Below are 24535 nucleotides of genomic sequence, written 5' to 3' on the forward strand. Positions count from 1 at the left end.
GGACGCGTGAGGGGAGCCTCGGCGCCACGCCGCCGCGGTGGCGGGCGACCGGCCCGGTGTCGTCCGGCGGTGGCGAGCACGGGCCCGCCGCGGTGCCCGTGGCATCACGACGCCGCTCCCGTCGCCGCGAGCGCGCCGCCCGCTGCCAGGGCCTCCGCCCGGAGCGCCGCCGCGCGGCGCAGCGCGGCGACCGCCGGGTCGTCGGGGTCACCGGCTTCGCAGGCCGCCGCGGCGAGGACCGACTCGATCGTGGTCAGGCCGCCCAGCTCGGCGCGCAGTCCGCGCCCCAGGGTCTGCACCGAGCCCGCGGCCCGGGCCCGGGCGCGGCAGTGGAAGGCGAGCTCGCACGCCGCCAGGCACTCGGGGGCGTACGCCGCAGCCACCGCTTCGACGGCGTCGGCCAGCTCGTTTGCGGGGCGCGTCGGCGTGCGGCCGTCGTCGGCCGGGCACAGGTCGAAGGTCGTGCCGGGAGGCAGTTGGGCCGCGATGTCCGCGACGCCCGTCAGCCGGTCCAGCTGGCGGCGGGTCGTGGCGAGCTGCTTGCGGAGGTCGACGAGGGCGGCGTCGGGGAGGTTGGAGAAGTCCTTGGGGCAGACCAGCAGTGCGTGATGCCGCACGGTCGCGCCCTGTGCCACGCGCTCGGCGACGGGCTCCAGCGCGAGGGCGTACACCGCGGCCTGCCGCGCCGCGGCGCCCACCTTCGCGGAGTCGGCCGAGCCGTCGACCATGGCGAAGGACTTGATCTCGACGACCGTCCAGCTGCCGTCGGGGTGCACGACCACCGCGTCCGGCTCCAGGTAGGCGGGCGTCCCGGCGACCGTCAGGGCCAGCAGGGGGTGGTCCAGCAGCGCCCACCGGCCGGCGGCCGTGGCCTCGCGCAGGGCGAGGGCCGTGCGGGCCGTGCGGCCCTCGGGCCCGGCGGCGGACAGATCGGGGGTGTCGACGCCGTCCGGTCCGCTCGGCGGGACCGAGCCGTCGGCCAGCCGTTCGTGCAGCAGCCGGATCAGCTCCGCACCGCCGTCGCCCTTGACGCGCGCCTCGAAGGCGTGGCCGCGCACGAAGGCGAACTGGGACTGCCCGAACGCCGCCGGCGAGCCGAGCGCCCGCGCCAGCGCGGCCTTGTCCACGCCGGCGCCGTCGAGCAGGGCCCGGCGGTGGCAGCCGGGGTTGGCGGCCAGCGCGGCGAGCGCGCGGGCGTCGAGCGGGAGCGGCGCGACGGAGGGGCCGCGCAGCTCAGCGAGCCGCTGCCGCAGCGTCGTCGGTGCGGCTTTCTCCGGCCTCGCCCCGGGCCGGCTGTCGGGGGATCTGGTCACTGGCCTCCGCCTCGCGAAGTCTCTCCGGCGCTCCCGGGCGGCCGGCTCCGGCCGGGAAGCCGGCGGAGGTCGTCCGGGCAAGCGCTGTACTCGCCGAAGTCTCGCACCCGGCACTGACATTCGCGGGCGTCCCGGCGGTTCCCGGGGCCATCGTGCGGCCGGCGAGGCCGCGGATCCGCTCGGCGAGGCGCAGCGCGGGCCGGGCCAGCAGGTAGCCGGCGCACATGACGGCGGCGCCGGCGGCGGCGTCCAGGAAGTAGTGGTTGGCGGTGCCCATCACCACGAGGGTGATGGCGAGCGGGTAGGCGACACCTGCGGCCTTCGCCCAGGCCGAGCGCCCCCGGCGCCAGAGCACGGCCCCGCACCACAGGGCCCAGCCGACGTGCAGGCTCGGCATGGCCGCGTACTGGTTGGTGAGCCCGCCCAGCCCGCGCGGAGCGCTGGCGTCACCGCCCCACCAGCCGTACTCCGAGTACTGGTGCATGGTGTCGACGAAGCCGTAGGACGGGTCGAGCAGCCGTGGCGGGCAGGTGGGCAGGAGCGTGAAGCCGATGAGGCCGATGAGGGTGGAGATCATCAGCCAGGTCCGCATCCGGCGGTAGTCGTCGGGACGGCGCCTGAAGAGCCAGACCAGGATCGCGGGGGTGAGGAGGTAGTGCAGGGAGGCGTAGGCGAAGTCGGCGGGTATGCCGAGGGAGGCGTGACCGGTGAACAGCCGGTTGAGCGGGTGCTCGAAGTTTATTCGGAACGTTTTTTCAAGATCGAGAATCGACAGGCCGTGATCCACGGCCGACTGCTCATCGCCTCTGACCAGCAGCCGGCCCGCCGAGTACAGTCCGTACACCACGGCTATCAGTGGCAGTTCGGTCCACCAGCGCGGCCGCTTCCCTCGTGGTGCGGTGCGGTACATCCGGACGGCTCTCCATGTATTCAGGCGACCAACAAGCGCGCTTGCAACCGTACGGTGTACGCCACATTGCTCGCACACCGCCCCGGCCTTCACACAAACCTCACGGTGCTGGAGAGGAGACGCCGGGACCGGCCGGGGGGTTGCCTGTGGGTGACGTGAGTGATGATGGATACGGAACGTCACCGAAATGTTGAAGGGGCCTCGCCATGGCACCGCGCATCCTGCTGGCCCGGCACGGACAGACGCAGTGGTCGCTGTCCGGGAAGCACACCGGCCGCACGGACATCCCGCTGCTCGACGAGGGACGGCGCGGAGCCAAGCTGCTGGGCGAGCGGCTGCAGCGCACCCCCTGGAGCGCGCTGCCGGACGCGGAGGTCCGTACGAGCCCCCTGGTGCGCGCCAAGGAGACCTGCGAGCTGGCCGGCTTCGGCGACCGGGCCACCGATTGGGACGCCCTGCTGGAGTGGGACTACGGCTCGTACGAGGGCATGACCCCGGCCGAGATCAAGGCGGGGCGCCTGGACTGGCTCATCTGGCGCGACGGCGTCCCTGAAGGAGAGAGCCGGGCGCAGATCACCGCACGCGCCGACGAGGTCGTCCAGTGGGCCCGCTCGGCCGACCGCGACGTCCTGATCTTCGCCCACGGTCACATCCTGCGCACGATCGCCGCACGCTGGCTGGGCGAGGACATCTTCTTCGGCTCCCGCATCCGGCTCGACCCGACGTCGCTGTCGACCCTGGGCTGGGCCTACGGCGCGCCCGCGCTGGAGCGCTGGAACGACACGGGCCACCTGGCCTGACCCTTCGGCGGCGGCAGCGGGAGGCGTCCGCCCGGGCCGGGGCCGGGGCGGGCCCCGCTCAGGCCGGCTGGGCGGCCGACCCGTGGCGGGCCAGGAACGTGGCCACCGCCGGATTGCCCGCATGCCGTCTCAGCAGCCGCGCCGTCGCGGTGAGCATCGTGCGGATGCGCGCCGACTGGACCTGGTCCAGCAGGGCCACCGCGCGGCCGCCCGCGACCGCCGCCTCGTCCGGGGCGCCGCCCCGGGCCAGGTCGCCCGCCAGCTGGGCCGTGTAGAGCGCGATGTTCCGCGTGAAGTGCGGGTCCTGCAGGGCCACCGCGCGGTCCGCGTGCTCCGCCGCCCGCCGCCAGTCGCCGAGGGCGGACCAGCACTGGGCCGCCAGCCCTTCCAGCTCCGCCTCGCCGAAGAAGCTCATCCACTCGGGGTCGGCCTCACCGGCGCCCCGCCCGAACAGCGTCCGCGACCGCAGCAGCGCCTCCTCGGTCGCCGCCCGGTCCGCCAGCAGCGCCCAGCCGCCCGCCTCCCGCAGCGTCAGCAGGGACATCAGCCGCGCCGACCCCAGCTGCCGGCCGGCCCGCTGGGCGGCCTGCGCGGCGCGGACGGCCTCCCGGGGGCGCCCCGCGTCCCGCGCGAGGAATGCCGTGTTGCAGAAGGCGTGCGCCTCCAGCGCCGGGTCGCCCGCGACGCGCGCCGTGGCCAGTGCCTCCGCGTAGTGCGAGCGGGCGTCGGCGAAGCGGCCCGAGTCGTGGGCCAGCCAGCCGACGGAGATCGCGAGCTCACCCGCACCCGCGTGCAGCCGGTCGGCCACCGACTGCCGCAGCGCCTGTGCGTCGAGCAGTTCGTACGCCGCCTTCAGCGGCCTGGCCGCGCGCCGGTAGAGACCGTCGGCGCCGTGCCGGTCGTCGAGCAGCCGGATGCGCCGCACCGCCTGCTCCACGGCGGCGGCCTCGGCCGTGCCCGCGCGACGCTGCGCACGGGCGGCCGGGGCGCCGCCCAGCGAGGCGGCGGCCATGGCGGCCGTCCCCGTGGTCATGAACGCGCGACGCAACACGTCGCTCTCCTCGGTGCTGTCGAAGGAGCCGTCCACCGCACCGGAGGTACGGCTTTCGGCCGGGCTCTCGGTCTGCCCTGAGGGCGCGAAGCCCTTCTTGCGCGCCCCTCGTCCGCGCACTGTTTCGCGCGGTGCGAAGCCCATGTCCTCCGGTTCGCGGCCGGGGAACATATGCCGGAACACCCGTTCGTAGGCGTAGTTGGGGCAGCGGATCTCGCCGGATTCGACGCGTCCGATGTAGCGCGCGTCGCACGAGACGTGCTCGCCGATCTCACGGGCCGCCCGGCGCACGGCCGCCGCGAACTCGCCAGGTGAGCGCTGTCCCCGCAGCTCCCGGAAGGCGGTGTTCGGACGCGGTGACGAGGACGCGCGGTGCGACGCCATGGCCGGACCCTCTCCCTGGCGAGCCGCCCCGCGGGCAACCCGCGGGGGCGGGCGGCTGTGCTGCCGTGTGGCGTGATGACCGTACCGGCTGTGGCGAGGCCACTACCTCCGGTTTGGCTATAAAACGGATATCCCACCTGTCATCCGCCATGAACTGCCATCCTTTGCAGCGGCATGGCGCCGTAGCCGTTGACGCGCACGGGCGTTGAACTCGGCGAGCGTGACACGCTCGACGCGGAGTGGGCACGGCGTGAGGAGGGGTTTCCCGTGGCGGAGGCCGGACTGGACATCGGCGGCGGCTCGCGGACGACGGCGCTGCGCCGGCCGCGTCAGGACCACAGCGCGTCCCCCTGCCCGCCGCCGGCCTCCGGTGAGGACGCCGCCGAGGTGCGGCCCTGCGACCTCGTCACCGTGCCCGCCCGCCAGGGCCTGGAGGCGGTCGACATCCTGCGGCTGCGCGACGGCGTCGGGCCCGTCCTGCACGACGGCGACTGCGACACCCTCGGCTTCCTCGTCCCCGCCGGCACCGCGGACGGCTGGGACCTGCCGGGCAGCGCCTGCACCCAGACCTACGGGCGCGGCGTGCGCACCGGCGCCTTCCCCGAGCCGCCCGTCACCGGCACCGGCTGGCTGGTCGCACCGGACGCCGCCTTCGGCGCCGCCACCGACCCTGCCGTGCTGCGCGCCGCGCTCGGTGAGGCGGCCCGCACCATCGAGGCCGTCGACCGCTGCCGGTAAGCCCGCCGCCCGGCACCGGCGATACTGGACGGGTGGCACGACGGGTGGCAGGAGACAAGCAGAAGCACGGGCGCGGACGCGCCGCGGAACCGGTATCCGCGCAGGTGGCGGGCGGTCTCGCGGAGCTCGTACCCGACCGCGACCGGCCGCGCGGCCGGACGCTCCTGATCGACGGGGCCCCGCAGTCCCATGTGGACCTCGACGACCCCGCGTATCTGGACTTCGCCTACCAGCGCCGCCTGGGCCACATCGCCGACCTCGTCGCGCCCCCCGGAAAGCCCATCCAGGCGCTGCACCTGGGCGGCGGCGCGTTCACGCTCGCCCGGTACATCGCCGCCACCCGGCCCCGCTCCACCCAGCAGATCGTCGAGATCGACGGGCCGCTCGTGCAGTTCGTACGGGCCGAGCTGCCGTTGGACGCCGGCTGGCGCATCCGGGTGCGCGGCGGCGACGCCCGCGAGGGCCTGGCCAAGGTGCCGGACGGCTGGGCGGACCTGATCATCGCCGACGTGTTCAGCGGCGCCCGCACACCCGCGCACCTGACCAGCACGGAGTTCACGGGCGAGGTGCGGCGGGCGCTGCGGCCGGGCGGCTTCTACGCCGCGAACCTCGCGGACGGCCCGCCGCTCGCCCACGTCAAGGCGCAGATCGCGACCGCATGGACGGTCTTCCCCGAGCTGTGCCTGACCGCCGACCCGGCGGTGCTGCGCGGGCGCCGCTTCGGCAACGCCGTGCTGCTCGCCGCCGACCGCGAGCTGCCGGTCGCCGAGCTGACCCGGCGGGCCGCCACCGACCCGCACCAGGGACGGGTCGAACACGGCCGCGCACTGGCCGACTTCACCGGCGGCGCGGCACCCGTCACCGACGCGAGCGCCCGGCCCTCACCGGCGCCGCCGCCCTCGGTCTTCGAGTAGCCGCGCTCAGGACGGCGACAGCCGGCCCGTCCGGATCACCCGGGCGTACCAGCGGGCGCTGGACTTGGGGGTGCGGGCCTGGGTGGCGTAGTCGACGTACACGGCGCCGAAGCGCTTGCTGTAGCCGTACGCCCACTCGAAGTTGTCCAGCAGGGACCACAGGAAGTAGCCGCGTACGTCCGCGCCGTCGGTGAGGGCGCGCAGCACGGCGCCGAGGTGGGCGTGCAGGTAGGCGATGCGCTCGGGGTCGTGCACCGCGCCGTCCGCGCCGGGCTTGTCGTCGTACGCCGCGCCGTTCTCGGTGACGATCAGCGGCAGGCCGGGAGCCTCGCGGGTGAAGCGCATCAGCAGGTCGTAGAGGCCGGTCGGGTCGACGGCCCAGCCCATGGCGGTCCGCTTGCCCGGCGGCTGATGGAAGGCCACGCCCGTGGCGCCCGGCCAGGGCGAGCGCTCGCCGCCGTGGCCGTCGGCGTCGCGCGCGGGGCGATTGTCAGTGGCGGCTGATACCACTGACGGTGCGTAGTAATTGATGCCCAGCGCGTCGAGGGGGTGCTTGATGACGTCCGTGTCGCCGTCGCGTACGAACGACCAGTCGGTGATCGCTGCCGTGTCGGCCAGCAGATCGGCGGGGTACGTCCCGCGCAGCATGGGTTCGGTGAAGATACGCGTGGACAGGCCGTCGATGCGGCGCGACGCGTCCGCGTCCCCGGGTGACGGGGTACGGGCCCGCACCGCACTGGGGTTGAGGGCCACGGTCAGCCGCGCCCCGGCGGGCAGGACCGCGCGCAGCGCCCGCGCGGCCAGCCCGTGCGCCAGGTTGAGATGGTGGGCGGCCCGCAGGGCGGCCTCGTCGTCCGTGCGGCCGGGCGCGTGCACCCCGGAGGCGTAGCCGAGGAAGGCGCTGCACCAGGGTTCGTTGAGGGTGGTCCACAGCCCGACGCGGTCGCCCAGCGCCTCGCCGACCAGGTGCGCGTAGTCGGCGAAGCGGTACGCGGTCTCGCGCTCGGGCCAGCCGCCCGCGCTCTCCAGCTCCTGAGGGAGGTCCCAGTGATACAGCGTCAGCACAGGTGCGATGCCGTGCGCGAGAAGGTCGTCGGCCAGCGCCCGGTAGAAGTCGAGCCCGCGCCGGGAGGCGGGCCCGCGGCCGGTGGGCTGCACGCGCGGCCAGGAGACGGAGAAGCGGTACGCACCCAGGCCCAGCTCCGCCATCAGGCCGACGTCCTGGTGGCGGCGGTGGTAGTGGTCGGTGGCCGTGTCCCCGGTGTCACCGCCCAGTACCCGGCCGGGCGTGCGGGCGAACGTGTCCCAGATGGACGGGGTCCGGCCGTCCTCCCGGGCCGCACCCTCGACCTGGTACGCGGCGGTGGCGGCGCCCCACAGAAAGCCGGGCGGGAAGTCCATGGTCATGAGGACGCTCCGGGGAGAGGGGGGAACGTGCGCGGATCAGCCCTTGACGGCACCCCGCATGATGCCGCCGACGATCTGTCTGCCGAAGAGCGTGAAGGCGAGCAGCAGCGGCAGGGTGCCCAGCAGTGCTCCGGCCATCACCACGGCCTGATCGGGTACGTAACCCCGGCCGAGCCCGTTGAGGGCCACCTGCACGGTCGGGTTCTCCTGCGTCAGCGCGATGACGGGCCAGAAGAAGTCGTTCCACGCCTGGACGAAGGAGAGCATCCCCAGCACGGCCATGGCGGGCCGGGCCACGGGCAGGACGATGTGCCGCACCACGCGCCAGCTGCTCGCCCCGTCGACGCGGGCCGCCTCGATCAGCTCGGTGGGCAGCGCCTCGACGAGGTACTGCCGCATGAAGAAGACCCCGAAGGCGCTGACCAGGGTGGGCAGCACGACCGACTGCAGTTGGTCGGTCCACCCCAGGCGGGCGACGACCATGAAGAGGGGGACGACGCTCAGCTGCGGCGGGACCGTCATCGTGGCGACGGTCAGCGCGAGCAGGGGCCCCTTGAAACGGAACCGCAGCTTGGCGAAGGCGAAGCCGGCGACGGTGGAGAAGAGCACGGTGCCGAGCGCGACGGTCCCGGCCACCAGCGCGGTGTTGAACAGCGCCAGGCCCATCCCGGCGTCGCTCCACGCCGAGCCCAGATTTCTCACCAACCCGCCGCCGAACCAGAAGGGCGGCGGAGTGCGGGCCAGCCGGGCGCTGTCGCCGGAGGCGGCGACCGCCGTCCACACGAGGGGGGACAGCGAGCCGACGGTGAACACCGCCAGCACGCCATAGGTGACGGGCCCGGCGTGCAGCTGCCGCCCCGCGCGGCGCGTCACGGCCGGGGCCTTGGGGCTGCCGGATGTCACGGCGCTCCCTCACCGGTCCTTCCGCAGGCGCCGCGCGATCAGCGCGTTCACGGCGGCGATCAGCAGCAGGATCACGAACATCGTCCACGCGACGGCACAGGCGCGCCCGAGGTGGAAGTTGAACCAGCCCTGCTCGTACAGGTAGAGACCGAGCGTCTGGAACTGGTGCGAGGCGCCGCCCTTCTGCCCGCCGGCCCCGCCGAAGAGCAGGGGCTCGCCGAAGAGCTGGGTCGCCCCGATCGTCGAGACGACGACCGTGAAGAGGATCGTCGGCCGCAGCGCGGGCACGGTGATGTGCCGGAACTGCTGCCGGCGGGATGCGCCGTCCAGCGCCGCCGATTCGTACAGCTCGTCGCGGACCGCCTGCATGGCGGCCAGATAGATCAGCGCGTTGTAGCCCGTCCACCGCCAGATCACGATCGAGGAGACGGCGAACTGCGAGGACCACGTGCCGCTCTGCCAGTCCACCGGGCCGATGCCCAGCGCGCCCAGCGCCCAGTTCACCATGCCGTAGTCCCGCCCGTAGAGCAGGACGAAGACGAGCGTGGCCGCGGCGACCGAGGTGGCATAGGGGGTCAGCAGGGCCACCCGCCAGAAGGTGGCGGCGCGCAGCCGGTAGTGGAGCAGATGGGCCAGGCCCAGCGCCATCAGCAGCTGCGGCACGGTGGACAGGACGCCGATGGTGAAGGTGTTGCGCAGGGCGTTCCAGAAGAAGTCGTTGCCCAGCAGCCGGGCGTAGTTGTGCAGGCCGGCCCACTCCATGCGGTCCGGTGCCGTCAGCTCCACGCGGTGCAGGGATGCCCAGCCGGTATAGAGGAGGGGGAAGAGCCCGAATGCGGCGAAGAACGCAAAGAACGGCGCGACGAACGCGTAGGGGCTGTAGCGCAGGTCCCAGCGGTACAGACGGCTGCGCCAGGGACCCGGGCCGGCCCGCCCGCTCCGGCGCTCCTCGGCACCGCCGGCCGGGGAGCCCTCCACCACCGTGGTCGTGGCGGTCATTCGTCCACCGCGTTCTCGATCTCCTTCTGCGCCGCCCTCCAGCCCGCGCCGGCCGGCTTGCCCTGTTGTTCGACCTGGGCAATGCCGACGTCGGTGAACGCCGTCCCCATCTGCGCCTCCATCGGGCCGAAGACCAGCGTGGGGATGCCCCTGGCCGCCGCCGTATAGATCGCCCCGATGGGGGCGCCGCCGAAGTAGGGACTGCGGGCGTCCTTGACCTGCGGCATGGCGTACGAGGCCGGGGTGGAGGGGACGCCGGCCTGCCGCTCGAAGAGCTTGGCCTGCTGGGCGGGCGCGGTCAGCCAGACGGCGAGCTCGATCGCCGCGGCCTTGTGCCGGGCCGCCTTCGGGACGCCGATGAAGGACCCGCCCCAGTTGGCGGGCCGGGGGGCGGCGGCCACGTCCCACTTGTCCTTGCCAGCGGCGCCCGACTTCTCCTTGATGTAGCCGAGCATCCAGGGCGGGCAGGCGACGGTGGCGAAGCGGCCGTTGGCGTACGCCTGGTCCCAGGGCTTCTCGAACTGCTTGAGCCGCGCGGTCAGCCCGCCCCGGACGGCCTGCATGGCCAGGTCCCAGGAGGCCTTGACCGCCGGGCTGTCGGCGTAGACCGGCCTGCCCCGGCTGTCGTAGTAGCGCTCTGCGTAGGCGTGGACGGCGGCGTTGTAGATCCCGGCCGCCGAGTCGGTGAAGACCGTGCCGGCCGGGGCCCGCCGCGTGTACGCCGTGCCGGCGTCGATGTACTGCTGCCAGTCACCGGCCCACAGCCGGCCGACCGCCTCCCGGTCCGTGGGCAGCCCCGCCCGCTGGAAGAGGTCCTTGCGATAGCAGACCGCGATCGGGCCGATGTCCGTGCCCAGGCCGATGGTGCGGCCGTCGCGGGTCGTGGCCTGCGCCCACTTCCACGGCAGCCAGTCGCTCCTGCGCACGCCCTTCGCCCTGGCCAGGTCCTCGAACAGGTCGCCCCGGGCGGCCGCCACCTCGTGGATGTTGCCGACCTCCATGGCCTGGATGTCGGCGAGTCCGCTGCCCGCCGCGAGGTGGGTGAGGAGCTGGGGGTAGTACGCGTCGTTGCGCTCGATCACGCTTTCCTTGACGGTGACGCCCGGGTGGAGCCGCTCGTACTCCGCGTACAGCCCCGCCTGTTTGTAGCCGAAGACGCCGAAGGTGCCGATGGTGACCGTGGTCCGCCCGGCGGCGCCGGGACGGTCCCCGCCGGCGCCCCCGTCGTCCTTGGCGCAGCCGTCGAGGAGGCTGACGCCGAGGACGAGCGCGGCGGCGGCCACGAGCAGCAGGGCCCGGCGCCGGTAGGGACCGCTCGACCAGGCCGGGGTCACCTCTCGACGACGACGTTTTCGGCCTGTGGTCCCTTCGGTCCCTGGGTGACGTCGTAGGAGACTCTGTCGTCCTCGCGCAGCTCCTTGAAGCCAGAGCTCTGGATGGCGGAGAAGTGGACGAACACGTCCGGGCCTCCGTCGTCCTGCTGGATGAAGCCGAACCCCTTGTCGGCGTTGAACCACTTCACTTTGCCTGTTGCCATCGGTCATGACCCTTCGTCCGGTGCCGACACCTCAGCATTGCCCGGACTCGGGGTGAACTTCCCCCGTACGCGCCGTGCGTCACTCCTGAGGGCTACAAAACGACAAGATCCCGACCCGCTTGCGCGGATCGGGATCTTGTTTTTCAGGGTGAGTAACGGGACTTGAACCCGCGACATCCTGGACCACAACCAGGTGCTCTGCCAGCTGAGCTATACCCACCATGTCGTCCGGCGTGTTTCCCACCGGCCGAGAAAAAGTGTACAGGGTCTTCGGGGGTGCTCGCTCCCAGCTTCAGGTCGAGCCGGGAGCGAGCTGGGTCACACTGTCTGAGCAGGCAGTACGTGTTTGGCCGCGATGGCCTTCGCCGTGTCGGAGTCCGGGCCGGGCTGCGGCACGAAGATCGCCTCGCGGTAGTAGCGGAGCTCGGCGATCGACTCCCGGATGTCGGACAGCGCCCGGTGATTGCCGGTCTTCTTGGGGCTGCTGAAGTAGGCGCGCGGGAACCAGCGGCGGGCCAGCTCCTTCACCGAGGACACGTCCACGATCCGGTAGTGCAGGTGGCTCTCCAGGGCGGGCATGTCCCGCAGGAGGAAACCGCGGTCGGTGCCGACCGAGTTTCCGCACAGCGGGGCCTTGCCCGGCTCCGGGACATGCTCGCGGATGTACGCCAGGACCTGTCGCTCCGCTTCCTCGAGCGTGGTCCCGCCGTCCAGCTCCGTGAGCAGCCCGGAGGCCGTGTGCATCTGGCGCACCACCTCGGGCATGGTGGTGAGGGCCTCGGCGGGCGGGCGGATGACGATGTCCACGCCGTCCCCGAGGATGTTCAGCTCAGAGTCGGTGACCAGGGCGGCCACCTCGATGAGCGCGTCGGCCGACAGCGAGAGCCCGGTCATCTCGCAGTCGATCCACACCATGCGATCGTTCATACGTCTCACCCTACGGGGCGTTCCCGCTGCCCGGGCAGGCGTGGGGCGTAGAGGTCGGAATCCGGTTTGCCCTGGTCCGCAGGGTTCATCCCGGGTCCGCCGCCATGCCCCGGCGCATGGCCGATATGCCCGCTATGTCCACCATGCGGGGATGGGCCACCCAAGGGTGCGCCCGTCACCGCGTGCGCCGGGGCCATGGCGGTGCGCCGCATCGCCATCAGCGACTCGCCGGACCGGGACTCGACGGGGTCCGGCCGGTCGAACCGGTCCCCGCGCTCCGCCCGCTCGCCCCGCTCCGGCCGGTCGACCGGGCCGCTCTGCGGCCGGCGCGCCCGGTAGGCGGCCCGGTAGGCGGCGGGGGAGGACCCCAGCTGCCGCCGGAAGTGACCCCGCAGGGCCACCGGAGAGCGGAAGCCGCAGCGCCCGGCGACCTCGTCCACGGAGTAGTCCGAGGTCTCCAGGAGCCGCTGCGCCTGGAGCACCCGCTGAGTGATCAGCCACTGCAGCGGGGCGCTCCCGGTGAGCGAGCGGAACCGCCGGTCGAAGGTGCGGCGGCTCATATAGGCGCGGGCGGCCAGCGTCTCCACGTCGAACTGTTCGTGGAGGTGCTCCAGCGCCCAGGCGACGACCTCGGCGAGCGGGTCGGCGCCGATCTCCTCCGGTAAAGACCTGTCGAGATAGCGCTCCTGCCCGCCGCTGCGGCGCGGCGGTACGACGAGGCGGCGGGCCAGGGCCCCCGCGGCGTCGGCGCCGTGATCGGTGCGGACGATGTGCAGGCACAGGTCGATGCCTGCCGCGGTGCCCGCGGAGGTCAGTACGTCGCCGTCGTCCACGAAGAGCTCCCGCGGGTCCACGTGGACCGACGGATAGCGCTTGGCGAGCGTGGGCGCGTACATCCAGTGGGTGGTGGCGGGCCTGCCGTCGAGCAGTCCCGCGGCGGCCAGTACGAAGGCCCCGGTGCACAGCCCGACGATGCGGGCGCCCTCCTCATGGGCCCGGCGCAGCGCGTCGAGCGCGGCGGCCGGTGGCGGCTGTGTGATCGACCGCCAGGCCGGTACGACGACGGTGCCAGCCCTGGAGAGCGCCTCCAGGCCGTACGGTGCGGTCAATTCCAGGCCGCCGGTTGTTCGCAATGGCACATCTTCGCCCGCGCACACCAGCAATCGGTAGCGGGGGACTCCGGCATCCTGTCGGTCGATGCCGAACACGGAGAGCGGAATGGAGCTTTCGAAAATCGGGCCGCCGCTGAAAAGAAGTACGGCGACGATCTCCCGGCGGCGGCGTCCGGAGAGCTTGCGCGCGGCCTCCGGTACGGTCGTGGAGTCCTGGCTCATGGCGCTAAGCCCCCCTCGGCGGTCGAGTCCTCTCGGTCCTGCACGTTTCCCCTCGGTCCTGAACGGTTCCCCCGCCGGTCATGGCCAAGATCGAATCTACTGCGTCACTTGGAGACGCGGTGACCAGTTCACCACCCGCCTCTAAGTCGACATGACAACTTGGCGCGAAGCGTTCGATCACGAAGCGTTGCACTTGCAGGCTCCGGTGGAAAGTACGCCTCTCGCCCATGCCCACTGTCCGTAGGCGGCAACCGCCCTCCACGGGGCTTTCCTTGCTGGTCGACCGGCTGTTGGGGGCGGCTGTGGCCAAGGGATGAACTTCGGCCTGAACTTGGCTGAAAACCTACGGGTCCAGGCGTGCGAGGGGGTCAGTCCAGGGGGCTACCGGAGCCCGGATGACGGGAGCCGCGGTGGCTTCCGCCGCCCGTCCGGCCGTGCCGTCCGCGGTGCGGGACCGACTGCTCGGCGGAGACCCTGGCGGCGGTGCGCGCGGACTGCCGCAGCAGGGCGTGGCAGGCACAGGTGAGGGCCACCAGACCGGCCGCGGTGCCGGCCGCGCCGCCGAAGGACTGACCGCACATCAGCAGCACGACCGGTACCAGGGCGCAGCTGAACGCCGCCCAGCGGACCACATCGCTCACCGGATCGGGGGACTCCCCCTCGGTGGCGTCCTCGCGGGCGTAATCACGGGTTCCGGGCACGGAACGGCTCCCTGCTGGCGGCTGCTGGCGGTAATACAACGGCGCGCCGGGGGCAGGGGTCACTGGGGGAGCGGCCGGCGGGGACCCGAGCCGGGGCCATTGCGCTACGCGCCGCGCTCGTGCATGCTCCGGTGAACGCCCACGGGGTTCGCGCCCTGCCGGGCAGCCTCTGGGCAGGCAGCGAGTGTCGCCGTACCCTGGAGGGTAAGCCCTTGAAAAGATGAATCCCGGACGGATTTCGCCGCCCTTGATCCATCGGTGGGCTCAGCCCTCGACAACTCCAACCAGTCCACCGCCGTTCCCCTCGACAAGAGGCCTCCTTCGCCGAGACACCGATGGCCGGTCACGAATTCTCCGAACCCGCGGACCGCAAGCGGATCGCCGATCAGACAGCGCATCCCGAAGCGGCGGAAGAAACACGTCATTCCTGCGATCCGGCGTTCCAGCACGGCGTCGTGGTGGGCTTCGACGGCTCGATGTCGAGCGAACGAGCGCTTGCGTATGCAATCGGGATGGCCCGGCGCTCGGGCTCGGGGCTGATCATCGTCCATGTGGCCAACCGGCTGCCGACGACCGTCTGGGCGGGCTGTGAACCGCCGGTCTTCGTGGATGTACCCGATCACCGCACCGAGGTGCTGGGGCTGGAGCTGGCCTGCGCGGACTATCTGTCCGAAGTGCCGTGGATTCTGGTGGAGCGCGGCGGGGACATCTGCCATGAGCTCGAAGAGGTCGGCCGCGAGTACGCCGCCGACGCGATCGTCGTCGGCTCCACGCACGGCCTGGTCGGCCGGATCTTCGGATCGGTGGCGGGGCGGCTGGCGCGGCGGGCGCAGCGACCGGTGGTCGTCATCCCGTAGAGCGGTTCCGCGTTTCCCGCCCGGTGTCAACTCGCTCGCACCGTAAGGCGGATGAAGCCGAAAGGCGGCTTGACGGTCCGCGAAATCTACTCACGCGTAGAGGTGGATGGCGCCCCGGGCACGGGTAGGACTCCGGCACACGACGCTGTCGTGCTGCCGGACGGGAGGTGACGGTTCCCGGGACCGGTGGCATCACCGCCGGCGCGAGGGCGACGCCGGCACAGGGGAGGCGGTCCTCCCCGCGCGCGTGGTGGCACGCGCGGGGAGGACCGTCCCCTTTTCGCGGCTAAGCCGCCGCCGCTCTCGCGGAGATGGCTTGTCGCCGCTGGGGTTGCTCAATTGATGGTTGCGGGGACAGGCCGCTTCCTTGAGCTTCCCGGGTCTTACTCGACCGTGACGGACTTCGCCAGGTTGCGCGGCTTGTCGATGTCGCGGCCCATGGCCTTCGCCGTGTAGTAGGCGAGGAGCTGCAGCGGGATGCCCATCAGGATCGGGTCCAGCTCGTCCTCGTTCTTCGGCACGATGATCGTGTGGTCGGCCTTCTCCTGCTCCTGGTGCGCGACGGCGAGGATGCGGCCGCTGCGGGCCTTGATCTCCTCGAGCGCGGCGCGGTTCTTCTCCAGCAGGTCGTCGTCCGGGACGATCGCGACCGTCGGCATCGCGGGCTCGATCAGCGCCAGCGGGCCGTGCTTGAGCTCGGACGCCGGGTAGGCCTCGGCGTGGATGTACGAGACCTCCTTGAGCTTGAGCGAGGCCTCGCGGGCGACGGGGTAGCCCCGGACGCGGCCGATGAACATCATCGACTTGGCGTCGGCGTACTCCGCGGCCAGCTTCTCGATCTCGGCCTCGTTGGCGAGGATCTCGGAGATCTGCGCGGGCAGCTTGCGCAGGCCCGCGATGATCCGCTTGCCGTCGGCGACGGACAGGTCGCGGGTGCGGCCCAGGTGCAGCGCGAGGAGGCCGAAGGAGACCACCATGTTGGTGAAGCACTTGGTGGAGACGACGCAGACCTCGGGGCCGGCGTGGACGTAGATGCCGCCGTCGGTCTCGCGGGCGATCGCCGAACCGACCACGTTGACCAGGCCGAGCACCCGGGCGCCCTTGCGCTTGAGCTCCTGGACGGCGGCGAGCACGTCGTAGGTCTCACCGGACTGGGACACCGCGATGTAGAGGGTGTCGGGGTCCACGACCGGGTTGCGGTAGCGGAACTCGGAGGCAGGCTCGGCGTCGGCGGGGATTCGCGCCAGCTCCTCGATCATCTGCGCGCCGATCTGGCCGGCGTGGTACGAGGTGCCGCAGCCGAGGATCTTCACGCGGCGCACGGCGCGCGCGTCACGGGCGTCCAGGTTCAGGCCGCCCAGGTGCACGGTGGAGAAGCGGTCGTCGATCCGGCCGCGCAGGGCGCGGTCCACCGCGTCGGCCTGCTCGTGGATCTCCTTGTGCATGTACGTGTCGTGGCCGCCCATGTCGTAGGACTCGGCCTCCCACTCCACGGTGGTCGGCTGGGCGGAGGTGGTGGAGCCCTCGGTGGTGTACGTGCGGTAGTCGTCGGCCTTGAGGGTGGCCATCTCGCCGTCGTCGAGGGTGACGATCTGACGGGTGTGGCTGACCAGGGCGGCGACGTCGGAGGAGACGAGCATCTCCTTCTCGCCTATGCCCAGGACCACGGGGGAGCCGTTGCGGGCGACGACGATGCGGTCCGGGAAGTCGGCGTGCAGCACGGCGATGCCGTACGTGCCCTCGATGTGGCGGACGGCCTCGCGGACCTTCTCCTCCAGCGTCCCGGCCTCGGAACGGGCGATGAGGTGGGCGAGGACCTCGGTGTCGGTGTCGGAGACGAACACGAAACCGTCGGCGATCAGCTTGGCGCGCAGCTCGGAGGCGTTGTCGATGATGCCGTTGTGGACGACGGCGACCTTCTCGTCGGCGTCCAGGTGCGGGTGGGCGTTGACGTCGTTGGGCGCGCCGTGGGTGGCCCAGCGGGTGTGGGCGATGCCGGTGGTGCCCGCGAAGCGCTTGGGCAGGCGGGACTCCAGCTCACGGACGCGGCCCTTGGCCTTGGCGGACTTCAGGCCGCCGGTCTTGCCGTGCAGGGCGATACCGGCGGAGTCGTAGCCGCGGTACTCAAGGCGCTGCAGACCCTCCAGCAGCAGCGGCGCGACATCGCGCTTGCCGATGTATCCGACGATTCCACACATAGGTGACCCTCCCAGGTAGACGTTCAGTGGTGCCCGATGGCGATGACGGGGCGGTGGGGCGGCGGGCGGGCCGCCTCTCCCGCCTGGTCGTCCCGGCGGTCAGCCGTAGACGATGCGGCGCAGCTGCCGCAGTGAAAGCTCAGGTGGCGCCACCGCGCGGTGCGGCAGCTCGGCCGCGATCCGCTCGAAGATTTCCGCGTTGTTCAGCCCGCCGGACTGAAGCTCGCGGTGGCGGCGGCGGACGAACTCCTCGGCCGTCTCGTCGAAGTACGCCAGCACGTCGAGCACCACCCGGGCGGCCTCGCCGCGCTGTAGCGGCGTGCTGCGCACCAGGTGGTCGACCAGGTCGTCATGAGACATGCGGCGTTCGAGCACCCGTCGATACTGAGGGCTACGGGTGCCTTTCGCAAGAATCCTGCCCGATTTCGGGCAGGAAGGCCAGCGAATGTGATGTGAAACGGGCAGAACGCCCAGAATCGGCGCAGGGTGGCGCCGGCGGCCCGCAGGCCCCACCGGCCCCGCAGGCTCAGTCGGCTCAGTCGGTGAAGCCCAGCTCGCGGGCGATGAGCATCCGCTGGACCTCGCTGGTGCCCTCGCCGATCTCAAGGATCTTGGAGTCGCGCCACATGCGGGCCACGGGGTACTCGTTCATGAAGCCGTAGCCGCCGTGGATCTGGGTGGCCTCGCGGGCGTTGGTGACCGCGATCTCGGAGGAGTAGAGCTTGGCCACGGCCGCCTGCTTCTTGAACGGCTCGCCGAGCGCCAGCCGGGAGGCCGCGTCGCGCCAGGCGAGGCGGGCCGTGTGCGCCCGCATCTCCATGTCGGCGAGCTTGAACTGGATGGCCTGGTTCGCGCCGATCGGCCTGCCGAAGGCCTCGCGGGTCCTCGCGTACGAGACGGACTCGTCGACACAGCCCTGGGCCAGGCCGGTGGCCAGCGCGGAGATGGCGATCCGGCCCTCGTCCAGTATCTGCAGGAACTGGGCGTATCCGCGTCCCTTCTCGCCGAGCAGGTTGGCAGCGGGGACCCGGACGTCGGAGAAGGACAGCTCACGGGTGTCGGAGGCGTTCCAGCCGACCTTGGAGTAGGGGGCCGCGACCGTGAAGCCGGGCGTGCCGGACGGCACGATGATCGAGGAGATCAGCGGCCTGCCGTCCTCCTTGTGGCCGGTGACGGCGGTGACGGTGACCAGGCCCGTGATGTTCGTGCCGGAGTTGGTGATGAAGCACTTGGTGCCGTTGATCACCCATTCGTCCGTGGCCTCGTCCAGGCGGGCCGTGGTGCGGGTGGCGCCCGCGTCGGAGCCGCCGTCGGGCTCCGTCAGGCCGAAGGCGCCCAGCATCTCGCCGGAGCACAGCTTCGGCAGCCACTCGCGCTTCTGCTCCTCCGTGCCGAAGCGGTGGATGGGCATCGCGCCCAGCGAGACCCCCGCCTCCAGGGTGATCGCCACGGAGGAGTCCACGCGGGCGAGCTCTTCGAGGGCGAGGCCCAGGGCGAGGTAGTCCCCGCCCATGCCGCCGTACTCCTCGGGGAACGGCAGCCCGAACAGCCCCATGCGGCCCATCTCGCGCACGATCTCGTACGGGAACTCGTGACGCTCGTAGAAGTCGCCGATCTTGGGGGCGACCACGTCGTGTGCGAACTCCTCCACGGTGCGGCGGAGTTCCTCGTGCTCGGGGGAGAGGCGGTGGTCCAGCGACATGGCTCAGGGCTCCTGGTGGGAGAGGGCGCGAACGGTGCGGGACGGGCTGGGTCGGCCCAGGTGGCCGGCCATCCAGACGCTGGTGGCGGTGAGACGGCCGAGATCGACCCCGGTGGTGATGCCGAGGCCGTCGAGCATCCATACGAGGTCTTCGGTGGCGAGGTTGCCGGTGGCGCTCTTCGCGTACGGGCAGCCGCCCAGGCCGCCGGCGGAGGCGTCGACGGTGCTCACGCCGTGCCGCAGCGCGGCGAGGGTGTTGGCGAGGGCCTGGCCGTAGGTGTCGTGGAAGTGCACGGCCAGCCGCCCGGCCGGGACCCCGGCCTCGTCCAGCGCGCTCAGCAGCGCCGTGACATGGCCGGGGGTGGCGACGCCGATGGTGTCGCCCAGGCTCAGTTCGTCGCAGCCCAGGTCGAGCAGGCGGCGGCTGACGCGGACCGTCCGCTCGATGGGGACGGGGCCTTCCCACGGGTCGCCGAAGCACATGGACAGATAGCCGCGCACGCGGACGCCGGCCTCCCGCGCCGTCGCCACGACAGGGGCGAACATCTCCAGCGACTCGTCGACCGTGCGGTTGAGGTTGGCCTTGGCGAAGGACTCCGTGACGCTGCCGAAGACGGCGATGTCGCGGGCGCCGAGGGCCAGGGCACGGTCGAGACCGCGCCGGTTCGGCACGAGCACGGGCAGGCGGGCACCGACGCCGTCCAGCAGCGGCAGCAGCTGCTCGGCGTCGGCCAGCTGCGGCACCCACTCGGGGCGTACGAAGCTCGTCGCCTCGACGGTGGACAGGCCCGCGTCGGCGAGGCGGCGGATGAACTCCGCCTTCACCTCGACCGGCACGACCGTCTTCTCGTTCTGGAGGCCGTCCCGGGGGCCCACCTCGTGGATGCGGACCCGGTCCGGGAGCGAGGGGTCCGGCACGGCCATGGGCAGTGGACCGGTCATGACTCCTCCAGGGGCGCGGCGGGGATGACCACGGCCAGGACCTGGTCCATGGCGACCGTGCTGCCGGCGGTCACGTCGAGCTCGCTGACGGTGCCGGCGTGGGGGGCGGAGATGACGTGCTCCATTTTCATCGCCTCGACGACCAGGAGGCTCTGGCCGGCGGCGACCTCGTCCCCGACGGCGGCCTTGACGACGGTGACGGTGCCGGGCATGGGAGCGGTGAGGGTGTTCACGCCCGCGGCCGCGGAGGCGCCGAGCAGGGCCGCGCCGACGGGGTCGTGGTCCTGCAGGTGCCAGGCGTCACCGTCGCGGCCGATCCAGACGCCGTGCGGGCCGGGGGCGTGGGTGAAGGTATGGGTCAGGCCGCCGAGCTCGATGGTGAGGGTCCCGGTGGCCAGGGCGACGGTCCGCGCGCAGCGGCGTCCGCCGGCGGGCCCGGCCCCTTCCGCCGGCGACGGGCCCGCCGGCTCCGGCGGCTGCGCGCCGTCCAGCACGATCTCCGCGCCGGAGGCGAGGCCGCGGACGCGGACCGCCACCGGGGCGTGGCCCGGCACCCGGAAGTGGTGAGCCGTCCAGGCGGGCTCGCCGCCCAGGCGCCAGCCCGTGGGCACCGAGAAGGGGTCCACCCAGGCCGGTGGGCGAGGAGCCCGTCCCTCGCCGGGGGCGGGGGGCAGGAGCTCCGTCTGCCGCAGCAGCGCGGCCGCCACGTACACCTCGTCCGGCACGTCGAGCGGCACGAGCGAGGCGGCGTCGCGGTCCACCAGACCCGTGTCCAGCGACCCGGACACCACGTCCGGGTGCGCCAGCAGGCGCCGCAGGAAGCCCGCGTTCGTATCCACGCCCAGCACGGCCGTCTCCGCCAGCGCGGCCCGCAGGCGGCGCAGCGCGGTCGCCCGGTCCGGGCCGTGGGCGATGACCTTGGCGAGCATCGGGTCGTAGGACGTCCCCACCTCGCTGCCCGGTGCCAGGCCGGAGTCCACGCGGACGCCGTCGCCCGCCGGCTCGCCCAGCGCGAGCACCGTGCCCGCCGACGGCAGGAAGTCGACGCGCTCGCCGCTCACCCGGGCCGTCTCCGCGCAGATCCGCGCCTCCACGGCGTGCCCGGTCAGGGCGATGTGCTCCTGCCCGATGCCCAGCCGCTCGCCGGCGGCGACCCGCAGCTGCCACTCCACCAGGTCCAGTCCGGTGACGAGCTCGGTCACCGGGTGCTCCACCTGGAGGCGGGTGTTCATCTCCATGAAGAAGTACGAGGCGGGGTCCTCGCCCGGCACGATGAACTCCACCGTGCCCGCGCCGGTGTAGCCGCACGAGCGGGCGGCCTGGACCGCGGCCTCGCCCATCGCGGCCCGTGTCGCCGCGTCCAGCAGGACGCTCGGCGCCTCTTCGATGATCTTCTGGTGGCGGCGCTGCAGCGAGCACTCGCGCTCACCGAGGTGGATGACGTTGCCATGGGCGTCGGCCAGCACCTGGATCTCGATGTGGCGGGGGCGGTCGACCCAGCGCTCGACGAGGAGCGTGTCGTCACCGAAGGAGCCCCGCGCCTCGCGCCGCGCGGCGGCGATCTCCTCGCCGAGCACCGCCTCGTCGCGCACGAGCCGCATGCCCTTGCCGCCGCCGCCCGCGGAGGGCTTCAGCAGCACGGGCATGCCGATCTCCCGTGCCGAGGCGGCGAGCTGCGCGTCGCTCAGGCCGCTGCCGGAGGAGCCCGGTACCACCGGCACGCCGGCCGCCCGGACCGTCTCCTTGGCGCGGATCTTGTCACCCATCAGCTCGATGGCCCCCGCGGGCGGGCCGATGAAGGCCAGCCCGGCGTCCGCGCAGGCGCGTGCGAAGGCCGCGTTCTCCGCGAGGAAGCCGTAGCCGGGGTGGACGGCCTGCGCGCCGGAGCGGGCTGCCGCGGCCAGCAGCCGTTCTATGGACAGATAGCTCTCCGCGGCCGCGGCCGGTCCGATGCGGACCGCGGTGTCGGCCTCGCGGACGTGCCGGGCGTCCGCGTCCGCGTCGCTGAACACGGCGACGGAGCGGACCCCGAGCTCCCGCAGCGTACGGATGACCCGTACGGCGATCTCGCCTCGGTTGGCGACAAGGACAGTGTCGAACATGCTCCGCCTCACATCCGGAAGACGCCGTAGCCGGGCGCCGCACTGTCCTTCTGGGGCAGCGGGGCGTTGGCACAGGCCGTCAGCGCCAGACCCAGCACCTGCCGGGTCTCCAGGGGGTCGATGACTCCGTCGTCCCACAGCCGGGCGGTCGCGTAATAGGCGTTGCCCTGGGTCTCGTACTGCTCGCGGACGGGGGCCCGGAAGGCGGCCTCGTCCTCCGCGCTCCACTGCTCGCCGCGCGCCTCCAGCTGGTCGCGCTTGACGGTCGCGAGGACCGAGGCCGCCTGCTCGCCGCCCATCACCGAGATCTTCGCGTTGGGCCACATCCACAGGAAGCGCGGGGAATAGGCGCGGCCGCACATGGAGTAGTTGCCCGCGCCGTAGGAGCCGCCTATCACCACGGTCAGCTTCGGCACGCGGGCGCAGGCGACGGCCGTGACCATCTTCGCGCCGTGCTTGGCGATGCCGCCCGCCTCGTACTGCCGGCCGACCATGAAGCCGGAGATGTTCTGCAGGAAGAGCAGGGGGATGCCGCGCTGGTCGCACAGCTCGATGAAGTGGGCGCCCTTCTGGGCGGATTCGGAGAAGAGGATGCCGTTGTTGGCGACGATGCCCACCGGGTGGCCGTGGATGCGGGCGAAGCCGGTCACCAGCGTCTGCCCGAACTCGGCCTTGAACTCGGCGAACCGCGACCCGTCGGTGATCCGGGCGATGACCTCGCGCACGTCGTACGGGGTCCGCGAGTCCACCGGGACCGCGCCGTAGAGCCCCGCCGGGTCGGCCGCGGGCTCCTCGACCGGCTCCACGGACCAGGGCAGGCCGCCGCGCGCGGGCAGCGTGGAGACGATGGTCCGTACGATCCGCAGGGCGTGGGCGTCGTCCTCGGCGAGGTGGTCGGTGACGCCCGAGACCTTCGAGTGGACCTCGCCGCCGCCCAGCTCCTCCGCCGTGACGACCTCGCCCGTGGCGGCCTTCACCAGCGGCGGGCCGCCCAGGAAGATCGTGCCCTGGTCGCGCACGATCACGGCCTCGTCGCTCATCGCCGGGACGTACGCGCCGCCGGCCGTGCAGGAGCCGAGCACGGCCGCGATCTGCGGGATCCCGGCGCCGGACATGCGGGCCTGGTTGTAGAAGATCCGGCCGAAGTGCTCGCGGTCGGGGAAGACCTCGTCCTGCAGGGGCAGGAAGGCGCCGCCGGAGTCGACGAGATACAGGCAGGGAAGCCGGTTCTCCAGGGCGATCTCCTGGGCGCGCAGGTGCTTCTTGACGGTCATCGGGTAGTACGTGCCGCCCTTGACCGTGGCGTCATTGGCGACGATCACCGTCTCGCGGCCGGACACCCGGCCGATGCCGGCGATCACACCCGCGGCCGGCGCCGCCCCGCCGTACATCCCCTCGGCGGCCAGCGGCGCGATCTCCAGGAAGGGTGAGCCGGCATCCAGCAGGGCGTCCACCCGCTCCCGCGGCAGCAGCTTCCCGCGGGCGGTGTGCCGCGCGCGGGCCCTCTCGCCCCCGCCCAGCCGTGCCGCGGCGAGCTTGCGGCGCAGCCCCGAGACCAGCTCGCGATGCGCGGCCTCGTTCGCCCGCCAGGCGTCGGACGCCGGATCTGCGGCGCTCCCCAGCACCGGTGCCTGCTGCATGGACTCGAGCTCCCTTGCTCGGTTAATGAGCGTTAACACGTGTGGCTTCAGGTTAACGACCACTAACGGCCCTGTCTAGAATTACCTTCGTGAAAGACGCAGCCGGCAGTCCCCGCACCGCTCCGCCCACCCGCCGCGAGCAGATCCTCCAGGAGGCCGCCCGCCTCTTCGCCGAGCGCGGTTTCCACGGCGTCGGGGTGGACGAGATAGGGGCCGCGGTCGGTATCAGCGGGCCCGGCCTCTACCGCCACTTCGCGGGCAAGGATGCGATGCTCGCCGAGCTGCTGGTGGGCATCAGCGGGCGGCTCTTCGCGGGCGGCCGGAAGCGCGTCGCCGCGGCCTGCGAGGCGGGCGCCGGCCCGGCCGCCGTGCTCGACTCGCTCATCGACGGGCACATCGACTTCGCCCTCGACGACCGCGCGCTCATCACCCTGCACGACCGTGAGCTCGGCCAGCTCCGCGACAGCGACCGCAAGCTGGTGCGCTCCCTGCAGCGCCAGTACGTGGAGCTGTGGGTCGACGTCGTGCGCAAGCTGCACCCGGGCGCCGCCGAGGCCGAGGCCCGCACCGCCGTCCACGCCGTCTTCGGACTGCTCAACTCCACTCCTCACCTCGGCCGGCCCGGCGCGCTCCCCAGCCGTGCGGCCACCGCCGCCCTGCTGCGCCGCCTCGCCCTGGGGGCACTGGGCGCCCTGTCGGACTGAGCCGGACCGGGCCCGTGCGGCGGGTGCCGTCCGGCCGCCGGGAGGGAGCCGGCAGGATCTGGACAGCCGCGATGACCGGCCGGTAACTTCGCTGAGCAAGCGCTTATGCAGCCGGGAGGGAAGCCATGCGCCGTACCGTCTTCCACGAGGACCACGAAGCCTTCCGGGACACGATCCGCGGCTTCGTCGCCGCCGAGGTCGTGCCCTTCTACGAGCAGGGGCGCGAGGCCGGATCGGCGCCGCGCGACTTCTACAGGAAGCTCGGCGCGCTCGGCGTCTTCGGCATCGAGGTCCCCGAGGAGTACGGCGGCGCCGGGCAGAGCACGTTCAAGTTCCAGGCCGTCATCACCGAGGAGTGCGCCCGCGCCGGCGTTTCACGCCTGTACGCCGACACCGGGGTCAGCCGCATCTACGGCGGTACGAGCGAGGTCATGCGCTCGATCACCGCCAAGTCGATGGGCCTGTGAGTCAC

General features: G+C 72.5%; 23 protein-coding genes and 1 tRNA gene. 6 read left to right on the top strand and 18 right to left on the bottom strand.

Translation table 11 applies throughout. The features are described from left to right. Nucleotides 1-104: 104 nt before the first annotated feature. Nucleotides 105-1313: a hypothetical protein gene (locus AB0F13_RS11010; RefSeq protein WP_362078590.1), complete on the bottom strand. Its 1209-nt coding sequence runs from the start codon at nucleotides 1311-1313 to the stop codon at nucleotides 105-107. Then, entirely contained in the window at nucleotides 1234-2223 is a 990-nt protein-coding gene (locus AB0F13_RS11015) for a phosphatase PAP2 family protein (protein WP_362078593.1), read from the bottom strand. The genes AB0F13_RS11010 and AB0F13_RS11015 overlap by 80 nt, the downstream gene beginning before the upstream one ends. A 206-nt stretch (nucleotides 2224-2429) precedes the next feature. Here AB0F13_RS11015 and AB0F13_RS11020 point away from each other — a divergent pair, with 206 nt between their 5' ends. Continuing rightward, nucleotides 2430-3023, top strand: a complete 594-nt coding sequence (locus tag AB0F13_RS11020) for a histidine phosphatase family protein (RefSeq protein WP_362078596.1) — start codon at nucleotides 2430-2432, stop codon at nucleotides 3021-3023. A 58-nt stretch (nucleotides 3024-3081) separates the two neighbouring features. Here AB0F13_RS11020 and AB0F13_RS11025 read toward each other — a convergent pair whose 3' ends face one another. Further along, nucleotides 3082-4458 carry a tetratricopeptide repeat protein gene (locus AB0F13_RS11025; protein ID WP_362078599.1) on the bottom strand — a complete coding sequence of 459 codons (1377 nt, stop codon included), beginning with the start codon at nucleotides 4456-4458 and terminating at the stop codon, nucleotides 3082-3084. A 267-nt stretch (nucleotides 4459-4725) separates the two neighbouring features. Between AB0F13_RS11025 and AB0F13_RS11030 the strand changes: the two genes are divergently transcribed. Beyond that, entirely contained in the window at nucleotides 4726-5196 is a 471-nt protein-coding gene (locus AB0F13_RS11030; RefSeq protein ID WP_362078602.1) for a hypothetical protein, read from the top strand. A gap of 32 nt (nucleotides 5197-5228) precedes the next feature. Next, a complete protein-coding gene (locus AB0F13_RS11035; protein WP_362078605.1) occupies nucleotides 5229-6110 on the top strand; it encodes a fused MFS/spermidine synthase in 882 nt (293 codons plus the stop codon). A gap of 6 nt (nucleotides 6111-6116) precedes the next feature. Here AB0F13_RS11035 and AB0F13_RS11040 read toward each other — a convergent pair whose 3' ends face one another. The 9 genes from AB0F13_RS11040 to AB0F13_RS11080 all read right to left on the bottom strand — a co-directional run bounded on the left by AB0F13_RS11040 (nucleotide 6117) and on the right by AB0F13_RS11080 (nucleotide 13918). Next, the gene (locus AB0F13_RS11040) at nucleotides 6117-7517 is read right to left on the bottom strand and encodes a GH1 family beta-glucosidase (protein WP_362078608.1); all 1401 of its coding nucleotides are present in this window, start codon (nucleotides 7515-7517) and stop codon (nucleotides 6117-6119) included. A 36-nt stretch (nucleotides 7518-7553) separates the two neighbouring features. Continuing rightward, nucleotides 7554-8420 (bottom strand): carbohydrate ABC transporter permease, encoded by an 867-nt coding sequence (locus AB0F13_RS11045; protein WP_362078611.1) that lies wholly within the window; start codon nucleotides 8418-8420, stop codon nucleotides 7554-7556. A 9-nt stretch (nucleotides 8421-8429) separates the two neighbouring features. Further along, nucleotides 8430-9419 carry a sugar ABC transporter permease gene (locus AB0F13_RS11050; protein ID WP_362078614.1) on the bottom strand — a complete coding sequence of 330 codons (990 nt, stop codon included), beginning with the start codon at nucleotides 9417-9419 and terminating at the stop codon, nucleotides 8430-8432. After that, nucleotides 9416-10753, bottom strand: a complete 1338-nt coding sequence (locus tag AB0F13_RS11055) for an extracellular solute-binding protein (RefSeq protein ID WP_362078617.1) — start codon at nucleotides 10751-10753, stop codon at nucleotides 9416-9418. Before AB0F13_RS11055 ends, AB0F13_RS11050 begins: the two co-directional genes overlap by 4 nt. Next, nucleotides 10750-10956 carry a cold-shock protein gene (locus AB0F13_RS11060; RefSeq protein WP_362078620.1) on the bottom strand — a complete coding sequence of 69 codons (207 nt, stop codon included), beginning with the start codon at nucleotides 10954-10956 and terminating at the stop codon, nucleotides 10750-10752. Before AB0F13_RS11060 ends, AB0F13_RS11055 begins: the two co-directional genes overlap by 4 nt. Nucleotides 10957-11103: 147 nt before the next feature. Beyond that, nucleotides 11104-11176: transfer RNA gene (locus AB0F13_RS11065), tRNA-His, on the bottom strand. 98 nt (nucleotides 11177-11274) lie between these two features. After that, nucleotides 11275-11883, bottom strand: coding sequence for an oligoribonuclease (gene orn / locus AB0F13_RS11070; protein WP_362078623.1), 609 nt, complete (start codon nucleotides 11881-11883; stop codon nucleotides 11275-11277). A gap of 5 nt (nucleotides 11884-11888) precedes the next feature. Then, nucleotides 11889-13217, bottom strand: a complete 1329-nt coding sequence (locus AB0F13_RS11075) for a helix-turn-helix domain-containing protein (RefSeq protein ID WP_362078626.1) — start codon at nucleotides 13215-13217, stop codon at nucleotides 11889-11891. Between the two features lie 368 nt (nucleotides 13218-13585). Then, nucleotides 13586-13918: a hypothetical protein gene (locus AB0F13_RS11080; RefSeq protein WP_362078629.1), complete on the bottom strand. Its 333-nt coding sequence runs from the start codon at nucleotides 13916-13918 to the stop codon at nucleotides 13586-13588. A 335-nt stretch (nucleotides 13919-14253) separates the two neighbouring features. Here AB0F13_RS11080 and AB0F13_RS11085 point away from each other — a divergent pair, with 335 nt between their 5' ends. Next, nucleotides 14254-14775 (top strand): universal stress protein, encoded by a 522-nt coding sequence (locus tag AB0F13_RS11085; RefSeq protein ID WP_071965807.1) that lies wholly within the window; start codon nucleotides 14254-14256, stop codon nucleotides 14773-14775. A 383-nt stretch (nucleotides 14776-15158) separates the two neighbouring features. On the opposite strand, the gene glmS is transcribed toward AB0F13_RS11085, so the two are convergent. The 6 genes from glmS to AB0F13_RS11115 all read right to left on the bottom strand — a co-directional run bounded on the left by glmS (nucleotide 15159) and on the right by AB0F13_RS11115 (nucleotide 23359). Continuing rightward, entirely contained in the window at nucleotides 15159-16973 is a 1815-nt protein-coding gene (gene glmS / locus AB0F13_RS11090; RefSeq protein WP_362078633.1) for a glutamine--fructose-6-phosphate transaminase (isomerizing), read from the bottom strand. Between the two features lie 99 nt (nucleotides 16974-17072). Next, nucleotides 17073-17348, bottom strand: coding sequence for a hypothetical protein (locus AB0F13_RS11095; RefSeq protein WP_190111646.1), 276 nt, complete (start codon nucleotides 17346-17348; stop codon nucleotides 17073-17075). 160 nt (nucleotides 17349-17508) lie between these two features. After that, nucleotides 17509-18669, bottom strand: coding sequence for an acyl-CoA dehydrogenase family protein (locus AB0F13_RS11100; protein ID WP_362078849.1), 1161 nt, complete (start codon nucleotides 18667-18669; stop codon nucleotides 17509-17511). 9 nt (nucleotides 18670-18678) lie between these two features. Then, entirely contained in the window at nucleotides 18679-19617 is a 939-nt protein-coding gene (locus tag AB0F13_RS11105; protein WP_362078636.1) for a hydroxymethylglutaryl-CoA lyase, read from the bottom strand. Beyond that, entirely contained in the window at nucleotides 19614-21719 is a 2106-nt protein-coding gene (locus tag AB0F13_RS11110) for a biotin carboxylase N-terminal domain-containing protein (protein ID WP_362078638.1), read from the bottom strand. Before AB0F13_RS11110 ends, AB0F13_RS11105 begins: the two co-directional genes overlap by 4 nt. A gap of 8 nt (nucleotides 21720-21727) precedes the next feature. Next, nucleotides 21728-23359, bottom strand: coding sequence for a carboxyl transferase domain-containing protein (locus AB0F13_RS11115; protein ID WP_362078641.1), 1632 nt, complete (start codon nucleotides 23357-23359; stop codon nucleotides 21728-21730). Nucleotides 23360-23448: 89 nt separating this feature from the next. On the opposite strand from AB0F13_RS11115, the gene AB0F13_RS11120 reads away from it, so the two are divergent. Both AB0F13_RS11120 and AB0F13_RS11125 read left to right on the top strand, forming a co-directional pair. Further along, on the top strand, nucleotides 23449-24063 hold the full coding sequence (locus AB0F13_RS11120) for a TetR/AcrR family transcriptional regulator (protein WP_362078644.1): 615 nt from the start codon (nucleotides 23449-23451) through the stop codon (nucleotides 24061-24063). 125 nt (nucleotides 24064-24188) lie between these two features. After that, nucleotides 24189-24530, top strand: a complete 342-nt coding sequence (locus AB0F13_RS11125) for an acyl-CoA dehydrogenase family protein (RefSeq protein WP_362078647.1) — start codon at nucleotides 24189-24191, stop codon at nucleotides 24528-24530. The last annotated feature ends 5 nt before the right edge of the window (nucleotides 24531-24535 follow it).

It is taken from the genome of Streptomyces sp. NPDC026206, assembly GCF_040638465.1.
In the GTDB taxonomy this organism is placed as follows: domain Bacteria; phylum Actinomycetota; class Actinomycetes; order Streptomycetales; family Streptomycetaceae; genus Streptomyces.